Consider the following 12012-nt stretch of genomic DNA (forward strand, 5'->3'; position numbering starts at 1 on the left):
CCGGTGGTGGGGGCCGGCGTCGGCGGGTCACAGCGGTACGCCGAGCAGGGGCCAGACGCCCAGCGCGAACAGCCACACCAGGACGGCCGTCAGCGGGGCCAGGACCAGAGAGAGGCGCAACAGGTCGCGCGGCGCGTACGTGGGGGTGTCGTCCGGCAGGTCGGCGAAGAGGGCCACGGGCTTGGCCGAGGCCGGCAGGGTGTGGCAGAAGCCGGCGGCGGCCGTGGAGGCCAGCGCGGCGGCCACCGGGCTGACCCCGGCCTCGCCGGCGGCGGCCACCACCAGCGGGACCAGCACGCTGGAGCGGGCGGAACGGGACTGGAGCGCCAGGTGGGCCGCCGTGCTGAGGGCGATGACCACGCCCAGGAACAGCCAGGGCGGCACGCCGCCGCCGGGTAGGCCCGACACCAGCCAGCGGGCCGCGCCGGAGACCGAGAGCGCGATGCCCATGGCCATCGTGGCCGCCATGAACAGCAGCAGCGACCACGGGACGGTGCTCAGCGCGTCCTTGAGCCGCACCGTGCCCAGCGCCGGCGAGGCGGCCACCAGCGCGCCGATCAGCGCGACCACGGCCGGCGGCACCTGGTGCAGGGGTTCGCTGCACCACAGCAGCACGACGGTGCCAAGCAACAGCGCGCAGCGGGTCTCCGCGGCGCTCAGCGGCCCGGTCACCGGATGCGGGGTGTGCTCCTGGAGTTGCTCGGCGGTGATGCGTACGGGCCCCTGACGGTCGGCCCGCCGGGTCATGGTCAGCAGCACCACCTCGGCCGCCAGGTGCGAGGAGGCGATGGCAAGCGGCAGCCCGAGCAGCAGCCAGCGGGCGAAGCCAATCTCCTCGCCGGTCGACTCCCACAGCACCGAGACGGTGATCAGGTGCGCCCCGGCGCCGATCAGCGTGGCCACGGCGGAGAGCAGGATGACGGTGGGGAACAGCAGCGCCAGCATCACCACCAGCCGCGCCCGGTCGGCCAGCACCCGCGCGAGCGCCAGGAACACCGGCAGCGCGAGCGCCGCCCGCCCGGAGGTGGCCGGGACGGCGAAGGCGGTGGCCACCAGGGCGGCCGTGGTGAGGTGGACGAGCTGGCGCACGCTGCCCGCCCCGCTCACCAGGAACGCCGCGGCCCGCCCGGCGAGCCCGCTGCGGCCCACCGCGGCGGCGAGCACGAAGGCGCAGATCAGCAGCCACACGGTGGCGTCGCCCAGGGTGCCGAACAGCGTCTCGCTGCTGATCACGCCGGTCGCGGTGAGCGCCAGGCCCGCGCCGAGCGCGACGTAGGTGTCGTCGATCGGGGTGGCGATCCAGGCGCAGGTGGCCAGGGCGAATACGGCCAGGGTGAGCCTGGCGTCGGTGGCCAGCCCCGGCAGGGTGCCGGGCACGGCCAGTACGGCGCACGCGCTGAGGGCGGCGCACCAGGCGGCGGCCTGCCGGTGGGTGAGGGTCACTCCGTCAGTCTTGGCGCCGGCGGTGAGCCGCCGATGAGCGCGCGATGAGGAGAACTTCATCCCCGCCGGCGGCGCCCGCCGCCCCGCCACGTGACCGGCCCGGAGCCCGCCCCGGTCCGGGCCGTGCCGCGCGGGCGCCCGGCTCAGGGCAGCCGGTAGCCCATGCCGCGCACGGTCTCCACGCGGCCCGCGCCCAGCTTCTTGCGCAGCGCCCGCACGTAGACGTCCACGATGTTGGAGCCGGGGTCGAAGTCGTACCCCCACACGTGGGAGAGGATCTGCTCGCGCGTGAGGACCTGGCCCGGGTGGCGCAGGAACAGTTCGAGCAGGACGAACTCACGCGCCGTCAGGTCGACCGAGGTCTGCCCCGCGCGGGCCCTGCGGGTGCGCAGGTCGAGGCTGAGGTCGCCGCTGCGCAGCACGGTCACCTCGGGGGCGCGGGCGGCCGTGCGCAGCCGCAACCGCACCCGGGCCAGCAGCTCCTCGAAGCGGAACGGCTTGGTCATCCAGTCGTCCGCGCCGCCCTCGAGGCCGGCCACCGTGTCCCGTACGGAGTCGCGCGCGGTCAGGACGATCACCGGCGTCGTCACCCGGTCCTCGCGCAGCCCGCGCAGCACCGTGAAACCGTCCTGGCCCGGCAGTCCGATGTCGAGGATGATCAGGTCGAAGCCGCCGGTGCGGGCGTAGTCGGCCGCGGTGTCGCCGTCGGCCGCGATGGTGGTGGTGAAGCCGCTCGCGCGCAGGCCCTTCTCGACGAAGGCGGCGATGCGCTCCTCGTCCTCGGCGACCAGAATGCGCTTCATCAGGTGGTGTCCTCCAGCAGCAGGGCGAAGGTGGCGCCGGCCCCGTCCCCGGGCGCGGCCGGGCTCGGGTGCGGCGCGGTGGCGGGGCCGGTCGTCGGGGCGGGGGCGGCCGGGTCGTGCCAGTCGCCGGGGCGCAGCTCCACGCGGCCCCGGTGGCCCTCGGCGATGGCCTTGACGATCGACAGGCCGAGGCCGGCGCCCCCGCCGTGGGTGTCGGTGGCCGCCCCCGGGCCGCGGGCGCCGCGCCGGGCGGTGCCCCGGCGGAACCTCTCGAAGATCAACTCGGTGTCCTCGGGCCGCACGCCGGGCCCGGTGTCGCTCACGTACAGCTCCACCAGGCCGGGGGCGCGCCGGGAGCCGATGCGGATGCGCTGGCCGACGGCGGTGTGCTGCACGGCGTTCTGCGCGAGCTGCACCATGGCCTGGGTGACGCGCTGGGCGTCGAGCAGCGCCTCGCCCTCGGCGACCTCGGCCAGCTCCCAGCGGCGCTCGCCGAGCGTGCGGGCCTTGACGAAGACATCGGCGGTCAGCTCGGTGAGCTGCACCGGAGCGGGGGCGACGAAGTCCGGGCGCTCGGCCTTGGCCAGCAGGAGCAGGTCCTCGACGATGCGGCTCATCCGGTCCAGCTCGTCGGTGACCAGGCGCACGGTCTCCTCGCGCTCGGCCGCCCCGTCCGGGCCGGTGTTCATCAGTTCCAGGTGACCGCGCACGATGGTGATGGGCGTGCGCAGCTCGTGGCCTGCGTCGTCCACGAACTGGCGCTGGGCGCCGAACGCCCGCTCCAGGCGGTCCAGCATCGCGTTGAACGTCTCGGCGAGCGCCGAGATGTCGTCGCGGCCCCGCACCGGGATGCGCCGGGTCAGGTCCTGCTCGGTGAGCTGCGCCGCGGTGGTGCGCACCAGGCGTACGGGGGCGAGGATGCGGCCGGCGACGACCCAGCCGATGCCGCAGGTCATCAGCAGCGCGACGCCCGAGATGGCCAGCAGGATGCGGAAGACCTCGCCCGCGCGCGCCGTTTCGCGGTCCGGGTGGAAGGCGACCACGAAGGTGCCCTCGGGGCCCGCGCCGCCCGGCCGGATGGCGACCTTGGCCCAGCGCACCTCGCCCTCGTCCCGGTCGAGGGTGCCGGTGGTCCGCTCGGAGCGGGCGATGGCGGCCAGCGCCCGGTCGTCGCGGTACAGCGGTAGCCGCACGGGAATGTCGCGCTTCTGCCGGACCACCGACGGCGGCTTCGCGTCGTGCACCAGGCCGAGCAGTTCCTCGTACGGGTCGGCGTACTGCCGCTCCAGGAAGACCTTGAGCAGCCGGCGCGGCTCGGTGAACGGGGCGCCGGTGCGCGGGTCCTGGCCGCGCTCGACGAAGTTGGCGAACTCGCCGGCCTCCTGCGCGAGCAGTTCCGTCGTGCGTTGGTCGACGTCGCGCAGCAGGATCGAGCGGGTGGTGGTGGCGACGGCGGCCAGCGCGACGGTCATCACCAGGAGCAGCCACAGCAGGATCCGTACCCGGGCCGAGATCCGGCGGCCCGGCGCGGGGGGCGCGTCAGCCGTCGTCACCGGGTCCGTCGTCGCCCGCGTCGTCGTCGTGCTCGGTGGTGTCGTCTGCGGTGTCATCGGCCATACCGTCGGTCGCTGGCGGTGGGGGTACGGCCTCGTGGCTCGGGGAGGCGGGCCGGTCGGACGCCGGGGGCGGCCCGGTGGGCGTGGCGCCCGGCGGGGCGCTTGGGTCGGGCGCCGGGGTGCCGGATTCGAGCTCGACCTTGGAGGGGGCCTTGGGCGAGTCGGGGCTGTCGGTCAGCAGGTAGCTCGTGACGGCGATGCCGAGCGGGATCGCGACGACGGCCGTGAGGGTGGCGAGTCGGTGGGATAGGGCCATGCCCCCACGGTGCGCCGCCGACCCGCGGGCCGCGATGAAGACACCATGAGGACTTCTTCATCTTCCCTGGTCGCGCGGGGCGCCGACGGCGCGTACGGAACGCCGCGCGCGAGCGGGCCAGCGGGCCGGCCGGTACCGCGCGCGGCGGCCCGCGCCGGCTCCGTACGCGGTCGGCGCGCGGCCCCGGTTACGCGTCGAGCCCGATCGCGAAGGCCGCCTCCAGGTCGTGCTGCGAGTACGTGCGGAAGGCGATGTGCGTCTCCGTAGAGGCCACCCCGGGGACCTTGCTGATCTGGCCGGGGATGACGTCGGCGAGGTCGTCGTGGCGGGCCACCCGCACCATGGCGATCAGGTTGTGCGCGCCGGTGACCGAGTAGACCTCGCTCACCCCCTCCAGGGCGGCGATCTTCTCGGCGACCTCGGGGATCTGGTCCACGCTGGTCTTGATGAGCACGATTGACGTGATCACGGCTGGCTGTCTCCCTCGGTGGCCTGAACGGGCTCTTTCACTCTAGCCGGCGGCCCGGAACCCGCCCCGGGGCCCGTCCGCCCCCGCTGGTGGAGCAGGGCGTACAGGAACCCGGCGCCGAAGCCGATCAGATGGGCGAGGTGGGCGACGCCGGGGCGGGGGCCGCCGTGCCGGGCCGCCAGCCACTGGAGCGCGCACCACAGCGGCAGCACGAGATAGGCGGGGAAGCGCAGCGGCAGGAAGAACAGGAAGGGGAAGAGGCTGGTGACCCGGGCCCGCGGCAGCAGGAACAGGAAGGCGCCGAGCACCCCCGAGACCGCCCCGGAGGCCCCGACCAGCGGCTGTGTGGAGTCCGCGTGCGCCACGGCGAAGCCGACCAGCGCCAGGTAGCCGGCGAGCAGGTAGCACGCCAGGAACCGCAACCGACCCATGCGGGCCTCGGCCAGTGAGCCGAAGACCTGGAGGAAGAGCATGTTGCCCAGCAGGTGCGGCCAGGTGCCGTGCACGAACAGCGCGGTCAGCGGGGACAGGGCGGCGCGGGCGGGGCCGGCCCACAACTTGGCGGGGACCACACCCCACCGGGCGAAGTGGTCCTGCCGCGCGCGCAGGAGTTCGGCGCGGTCCCCGTCCGGGGGAGCGAGCCCGGCGGCGGGGCTGAGGAGGAAGAGCAGACAGCAGGCGGCGATGAGCGCGTATGTCACCAGAGGGCCGTCGGACGCCGCCTTCTTGAACATGTCCAGATCATCCCGTACCACACGGGACCCCGCAGATCTCCGTACCCGCCCCGGGTGCCGCCGTGGCCCCCACCCGGCGACCGTCAGGCCGTAGGGTTACGCCCAGCACTCCCGCAGTCCGACGGCGCACCGCGGAGGGGCCCGGGCGCTCCCGGGGGCAGGTGGCAGCCGTGTGCGGCGTACCGCGCCCGGTGCGACGCGCGTGGTCGCGGCGTACCGGGTGCACCAGGCCGGGCGGAAGGCCGCGTGGACCGCGAACGAATGCGAACGAAGACGTGAAGGACGACACGATGGCCTCTCCCCAGCCCACAGCCGACACCCGCTGGCGCTGCACCCTGTGCGGGAACCTCACCCGTTTCGACGTGACGCGCTCGACCAAGGCCGTCGAGTACGTGCACCTGGACCTGGCCGGGGAACCCAGCACCGAGGAGCGCAAGGTGGTCAGTGAGACCATTGAGTCGGTGCGCTGCCGCTGGTGCAACGCGGTCGACCAGATCGAGCTCGTCGACCGCCCGGGCGCGAGCGCCTGAGAACGGAGCGGTGACAGGTGGTGGAGCGGACGAGCGGCCCGGACGCCGTGGACGGCGCCGACGGAGCTGACGGCGTCGCGGGTGCCGTTGGCCCCGACGGTTCCGACGGGCCCGACGGCGGCACCGGCGACGCCGTCGAGGCGCTCGACCGCCCGCTGCCCGAAGGGGTCAGGCACCGGGTGGTGGCCCTGGTCGCCGACGCGTTCGGTGCCCTGACCGTCGGCGAGCTGCCGCCCCAGTTGCGGCAGTACGCCCGCTTCACCCCGACCCGGCGGGCCAAGTTCGCGGGCAACGCCATGGCCGCCGCCATCGCCACCGCCCCGGCCTTCCGCCAGCGGATCGCCGCCCGGCTGCGCGAGACGCAGCCCGAGCTGGCCGAGACCATCGAGGCCGGCTCGCCGCCCGCCGCGGCCGACCCGGTGGACGTCGCGGCCCTGGCGTACGTGCTGCGCCCCACCGGCTGGGTCAAGCTCGTCGAGGCCGCGGGCGAGGAGGCCCAGCGCGCCAACGCGGAACGCGCCGGCGCGCGCGCCCTGGACGAGCTGCGCCGGCTGCGCGAGGAACTGGACCAGGTACGCACGGCCGCCCGCGGCGACGCCGAGCGCTCGCGCGCGGAGCTGGAGGCGGCCCGCAAGGAGGCCGACGCGCTCCAGCGCAAGCTGCGCAGCGCGCTCAGCGACGTGCGGCGGGGCGAGGCCGCGCTGCGCAAGTCCGCGAGCGAACTGGAGGCGCAGCGCGCCGCCGCGGCGGCCGAGCAGGCCAGGGCCGACGGGGAGGCGCGGCGGCTCAAGACGCGGCTGGCCGAGACCGAGGCGGCACTTGAGGCCAGCCGCCGCGCGGTGCGCGAGGGGCGCAGCGTGGAGGACATGCGGCTGCGGCTGCTGCTCGACACGATGCTCGACGCCGCGCAGGGGCTGCGCCGCGAACTGGCCCTGCCGCCCGCGTCGATGCGTCCGGCGGACACCGTGGACGCCGTCGAGCCCGGCAAGATGACGCCCAAGGACATCGCCACCCGCGCGCTGTCCGACATGGACCCGGCGCTCCTTGACCAGCTCCTGGCCCTGCCGCAGGCCCACCTGGTGGTCGACGGCTACAACGTGACCAAGACCGGCTATCCGACGATGCCGTTGGAGAAGCAGCGGCTGCGGCTGCTCGGCGGGCTCGCGGTGCTCGCGGCGCAGACCGGCGCGGAGATGACCTGCGTCTTCGACGGCGCCGAACTGGCCGCCCCGGTGCTGCTCGCGCCGCCGCGCGGGGTGCGGGTGATGTTCAGCAAGCCCGGTGTGACGGCGGACGAGCTGATCCGGCAACTGGTGCGGGCCGAGCCGCCGGGCCGTCCCGTGGTGGTGGTCTCCACCGACCGTGAGGTGGCGGACGGCGTCGCCAAGTCCGGCGCCCGCCCGGTGGCCTCCGCCCTGCTGCTCAAGCGCCTCGCCCGCACCTGAAGCCCGCCCGCACTTGAAGCCCGCCCGCACCTGAGGCCCGCCCGCGTCCGCGCCGGCGCGCCACTTTCGTGCGCGCCGGCGCCCGCCCCCCCCGTAGCCGCCGCTGCCTCGCGTGACCTCGTCCCGCGTGCGCCCTCGTCCCCGCACGCGCCCTGGTCCCGTACGCACGCTGGCGGGCCCGTGCGGGCCTCGTACGGGCGCGGCGGGTCGGTGCGCGCGAACGTCCGCCCGCCCTCGCGGGTTTGTCCCTCCGGACCCGCATTGTGATCAACGCCTCGGTCACCCGCGCCCCCGCATCTGACCTGATAGTCGCTCATCTATCGCTATGCGCGGGAGCATCGGTCAAGTCACGTCATAGGGCGAACAAAAGCGGCATACCCAGCGCTCCCTCATGAGCTGTGCGTCAACTCGGGGTGACGGATTGTGTGATGTTGGTAAAGGATGGGCCCGAGAGCCAAGTTTTTTCCCTGTGAGTTTGAACGGATCACGGCGAGGTCACTAAGGTCAGGCCCCGAACCTTCGCGCGGTTGATCACTCATCCGGAGTGACAGCGGAGGTACCGCCGAGTCCGTGTTGACGGCCGTCCGCCCTGGGCGCTCGCGACGCGGAGCCGGGGTTAGCGCCCCCCGCCACCCGGTAGGCGGCTGGAGGAAGAAGGAGCTCGCCCACTGTGGCGTCCCACCGTCGACCCAAGCAGCCGAGCCGCACTCGGGTAACCGTCCTCACCGCGACCGCCGCCGCCGCCGTCGCCCTCACCTCGCAGGCCGCCCAGGCCGACCCGAAGCCGACCAAGAAGGACGTCAAGGCTCAGGTCGACAAGCTGTACGAAGAGGCGGAGGTGGCCACCGAGAAGTACAACGGGGCCAAGGAGAAGCAGGACACCCTCGAAGAGCAGGTGGACGGGCTCCAGGACAAGGTCGCGCGCGGCCAGGAGGAGCTCAACAAGCTGCGCAACGGCCTCGGCTCGATGGCCACCGCCCAGTACCGCTCCGGTGGCGTGGACCCCTCCCTCCAGCTCATCCTCTCGTCCGACCCGGACGACTACCTGGACAAGGCGTCCACGCTCAACCAGGTCACCAGCAAGCAGGCCGGGGCGCTCAAGAAGATCGCCGACAAGCAGCGCACCCTCAAGCAGCAGCGTGAGGAGGCCGGCCTCAAGCTCAAGGACCTGGCCGACACCCGCAAGGCGCTCGGCGACAAGAAGAAGGAAATCCAGGGCAAACTCTCCAAGGCGCAGTCGCTGCTCAACTCGCTCACCGCGCAGGAGCGCGAGCAGCTCGCCAAGGAGGAGCGGGAGGAGCAGGAGCGGGCCAACCGCTCGGCCAACCAGCGCGAGGACCTCGACGCCGACAAGGGCGGCGAGTCCGACCCGGCCAAGGACGTCCCGACCTCGGGACGCGCCGGCATCGCCCTCGCCGCCGCGAAGACCAAGATCGGCTCCCCGTACGTCTGGGGCGCGACCGGTCCGAACTCCTTCGACTGCTCCGGCCTCACCGGTTGGGCCTACAGCCAGGCCGACGTCTCGCTGGACCGCACCTCGCAGGCGCAGGCCAACAACGGCACCCGTATCGGGCAGAGCGAACTCCAGCCCGGCGACCTGGTGCTCTTCTACAGCGACCTGCACCACATCGGCCTGTACGCGGGCAACGGCCAGGTGCTGCACGCGCCCAAGCCGGGTGCCAACGTGCGCTACGAGTCGATCAACAACATGCCGTTCCAGTTCGGCGTCCGCATCTGACGTCCCGCCCGCTCGCTCCGTCGGCGCCCGTGGCCACTTCGGCCCGGGCGCCGAGGCGTACCCGAGGCCCTCTGATGCCCCGTCCCGCCGGTCGCGCGCCCATCAACTGCCGGCCGCCCGGCCGTGGTTGGCCGCCGGCCGACCGGCCCGCTCGTTCGTCGCTCCCGGATCGCGGCGCGCGCGCCGCCGGTCCGCCCCGTCGGCCGAACGTCGGCGGGCATCCGTTCGGGGGAACCGCCCGGTCCCCGGTTGACTGGCCACCCCGCCGGTGACCTGCGCCTGAGGCGACGGCGCCGGGCTCGGCCGGAATGCGGCGCGGCGGACGGTCCTTGGACCCTCCGTGTCCATACGGCTACTCTCTGCCGCGCGCGGTCACGCCCTGTCGTACGCCTGTCCGTGGGCGCGGGGGACCGCCGCCAGCGGAAGGGAATGCGGCCTCCAGTGGCGTCCCATCGCCGTACCTCGCCCTCAGCTCACGACCGGCCGGCCCGAGTGGCCATGCTGTCCGCCGCGCTCGCCGCCTCGGCGGTCGCGCTCACCGCGGTCCCGGCCGGCGCCGACCCGGGGGCCTCGCCGTCCGACGCGCACAGCAGCGACACGCGGAGCGGCAACACCAGCGGCCAGAGCACCAGTTCCGCCAGGCGCACCGTGGAACGCCTCTTCCACGAAGCCGAGCGGGCCACCGAGAAGTACAACCTGGCCAAGGAGCGGGCCGACCAACTCCGCGAGCGGGTCAGCGCGCTGCAGAACGGCGTGGCCCGTGGCCAGGAGCGGGTCAACCAGCTGCGCGGGGCGCTCGCCGGGCTCGCCGGCGCCCAGTACCGCTCCGGCGGCGTCGACCCGAGCCTGACCCTGCTGCTCACCGAGGACCCGGACGGCTTCCTCACCAAGTCGGCGGCGCTCGACCGGATCTCCAACCGCCAGGCCGGCCAGCTCCGCCTGCTGCACGCGGCGCAGCGCGCCCTGCGACAGGAGCGCACCGAGGCCGCCGGCAGGCTCGTCGAACTCGAACGCAGCCGGGAGGCGGTGGCCCGGCACAAGCGCGAGGTCACCGCCAAACTCGCCGCCGCCCGCACCGTGCTCAACGGGCTCACCGCGGCCGAGCGCGCCGCGCTGCGCCGCAGCGAGCGCGCCAAGGCCGACCGCCAGGCCCTCGGGCGGCAGGAGGAACACCAGCGCGCGGGCACGAGCGCCGCCGCCTCCCCGCGCGCCGCCTCCGCGGTGCGCGCCGCGCAGGGCGCCATCGGCGCCCCGTACGCGTGGGGCCAGAGCGGGCCCAGCTCCTTCGACTGCTCGGGGCTGACTCAGTGGGCCTGGCGGCAGGCCGGGGTGGCCATCCCGCGCACCTCGCAGGGCCAGGCCGGCGTCGGGCAGCGGGTGCCGCTCAGCCAGGCGCAGCCGGGCGACCTGGTGGTCTACCGGGGCGACGCCAGCCACGTCGGCATGTACGTGGGCGGCGGCCAGGTCATCCACGCCCCGCACCCCGGCGCCAACGTGCGCTACGACCCGGTGGGGATGATGCCCGTGACGTCCGTCAACCGCCCCTGACGGCGCGCCGCGTCGTCCGGTGTTCGCCTGCTGCCGCTCGCGCGCACCCCGTACGATCGACGGCGTGGCGGGCAGGTTGCGGCGGGGTGGACGGTGGGCGGTCAGCGGTGTGGTGGCCGCCCTTGTGGTGCTCACGGCGCTGCTCTGCACGCTGGCGGCGATGGCCGGCTGGGGCCGCGAGTCGGACGGCCCCGACCCGGACGCGCGGGCGATAGAGCGGCTGTTGGAGCGGCGCGCCGACGCGGTCCGGGAGCGGGACGAGGGTGCCTTCATGGCCACCGTCGACCGCGCGCCCGGGCGCCACCGCGCCGAGCAGCAGCGGACGTTCGCCAATCTGGCCGAGGTCCCCCTCAGCTCCGTGCAGTACCGTTTCATCCGAAAGGGCGGTTTTCCGCCCGTCGACGGCACCGGCCGTCGGGTCACCGCCCAGGTCGAGATGCGCTACCGGCTCGCCGGCTACGACACCGCGCCCGTCGTCGCGCCCCAGCGGCTCACCCTCGCGCAGCGCGGGCACCACTGGTACGTGGCCGCCGTCCAGGCGCCGACCCGTACCGCGCCGGGGGCCGCTGAGCGTGGCGCCGCGCAACTGTGGGACCAGGGCCGGGTCTCGGTGGTCCGTGGCGAACGCAGCCTGGTGCTCGGTGTCGGACAGGACCGGCGCTACCTCCAGGGCGTCGCCGAGACCGCTGACAGCGCCGTGCCGAGCGTGCACCGCGCCTGGCGCGGGCCGTGGGCGGGCCGCGTGGTGGTCCTGGTGCCGCGCTCGCTCCCGGACATGGCGGCCCTGCTCGGCGGGTCCGCCTCCGGCTACCGGGGCATAGCGGCGGTCACCACCGGCGAGATCGGCGGCTCGGGCACCGTCCCCGCGGACCGCGTGATCATCAACCCGGAGGCGTACGACGCGCTCGGCGACCTCGGCCGGCAGGTCGTCATGACGCACGAGGCCACCCACGTCGCGACCCGCGCCCACACCTCTGCCAGCACCCCGCTGTGGCTCTCCGAGGGTTTCGCCGACTGGGTCGGCTACCGCGACACCAAGACCTTCCCGCGCCAGGTCGCCCCCGAGCTGACCCGCGCCGTGGAAGCCGGCGACCTTCCCGACGACCTGCCGCGCGACGCCGACTTCGGCTTCGCGGGGGACGGAAACGTGCTGGCGCAGGCGTACGAGCAGGGCTGGCTGGCCTGCCGGATGATCGCCGAGCAGTGGGGCGAGCGGAAACTGGTCGCCTTCTACCGCGCGGTCGGCGGCGCGCCCGACCGTGAGGCGGGCGTGCGGGACGCGCTCCGCGACGTACTGCGGGTCAGCGAGAAGGAGTTCGTCCGGCGCTGGCGGGCCTACCTCAAGAAGCAGCTCGCGGCGCCCGCCGTACCGCGGGCGGCGTCCTAACGTGGGCGCGCGGGCCAGGCTCGCCTGCCGACGTGGGGCGGGC

Annotated in this window: 11 protein-coding genes; 5 read left to right on the plus strand and 6 right to left on the minus strand. The window is 74.5% G+C overall.

What is annotated here, in order from left to right; translation table 11 throughout:
• Window positions 1–27 precede the first annotated feature (27 nt).
• The 6 genes from OYE22_RS26055 to OYE22_RS26080 all read right to left on the minus strand — a co-directional run bounded on the left by OYE22_RS26055 (window position 28) and on the right by OYE22_RS26080 (window position 5321).
• Window positions 28–1443 carry an SLC13 family permease gene (locus OYE22_RS26055; RefSeq protein ID WP_277322662.1) on the minus strand — a complete coding sequence of 472 codons (1416 nt, stop codon included), beginning with the start codon at window positions 1441–1443 and terminating at the stop codon, window positions 28–30.
• Window positions 1444–1586: 143 nt separating this feature from the next.
• Window positions 1587–2246 carry a response regulator transcription factor gene (locus OYE22_RS26060; protein WP_277322663.1) on the minus strand — a complete coding sequence of 220 codons (660 nt, stop codon included), beginning with the start codon at window positions 2244–2246 and terminating at the stop codon, window positions 1587–1589.
• Entirely contained in the window at window positions 2246–3799 is a 1554-nt protein-coding gene (locus tag OYE22_RS26065; protein ID WP_277322664.1) for an ATP-binding protein, read from the minus strand. Before OYE22_RS26065 ends, OYE22_RS26060 begins: the two co-directional genes overlap by 1 nt.
• A complete protein-coding gene (locus tag OYE22_RS26070) occupies window positions 3786–4118 on the minus strand; it encodes a small secreted hydrophilic protein (protein ID WP_277322665.1) in 333 nt (110 codons plus the stop codon). Before OYE22_RS26070 ends, OYE22_RS26065 begins: the two co-directional genes overlap by 14 nt.
• Window positions 4119–4305: 187 nt before the next feature.
• Complete coding sequence (locus OYE22_RS26075) at window positions 4306–4587, minus strand: Lrp/AsnC ligand binding domain-containing protein (protein WP_176161189.1); 282 nt, start codon at window positions 4585–4587, stop codon at window positions 4306–4308.
• Entirely contained in the window at window positions 4584–5321 is a 738-nt protein-coding gene (locus tag OYE22_RS26080; protein ID WP_277322666.1) for a rhomboid family intramembrane serine protease, read from the minus strand. The genes OYE22_RS26075 and OYE22_RS26080 overlap by 4 nt, the downstream gene beginning before the upstream one ends.
• A 290-nt stretch (window positions 5322–5611) precedes the next feature.
• On the opposite strand from OYE22_RS26080, the gene OYE22_RS26085 reads away from it, so the two are divergent.
• From OYE22_RS26085 to OYE22_RS26105, 5 genes are all read left to right on the plus strand, one after another.
• Window positions 5612–5851 (plus strand): hypothetical protein, encoded by a 240-nt coding sequence (locus tag OYE22_RS26085; RefSeq protein WP_277322667.1) that lies wholly within the window; start codon window positions 5612–5614, stop codon window positions 5849–5851.
• A gap of 155 nt (window positions 5852–6006) precedes the next feature.
• Window positions 6007–7296: an NYN domain-containing protein gene (locus OYE22_RS26090; protein ID WP_277324325.1), complete on the plus strand. Its 1290-nt coding sequence runs from the start codon at window positions 6007–6009 to the stop codon at window positions 7294–7296.
• A gap of 670 nt (window positions 7297–7966) precedes the next feature.
• Window positions 7967–9034, plus strand: coding sequence for a C40 family peptidase (locus OYE22_RS26095; protein ID WP_187064200.1), 1068 nt, complete (start codon window positions 7967–7969; stop codon window positions 9032–9034).
• A gap of 498 nt (window positions 9035–9532) precedes the next feature.
• Window positions 9533–10582, plus strand: coding sequence for a C40 family peptidase (locus OYE22_RS26100; RefSeq protein WP_277324326.1), 1050 nt, complete (start codon window positions 9533–9535; stop codon window positions 10580–10582).
• Between the two features lie 64 nt (window positions 10583–10646).
• Window positions 10647–11969 carry a hypothetical protein gene (locus tag OYE22_RS26105; RefSeq protein ID WP_277322668.1) on the plus strand — a complete coding sequence of 441 codons (1323 nt, stop codon included), beginning with the start codon at window positions 10647–10649 and terminating at the stop codon, window positions 11967–11969.
• Window positions 11970–12012 lie beyond the last annotated feature (43 nt).

The sequence above is a fragment of the Streptomyces sp. 71268 genome (genome assembly GCF_029392895.1).
In the GTDB taxonomy this organism is placed as follows: Bacteria; Actinomycetota; Actinomycetes; order Streptomycetales; family Streptomycetaceae; genus Streptomyces.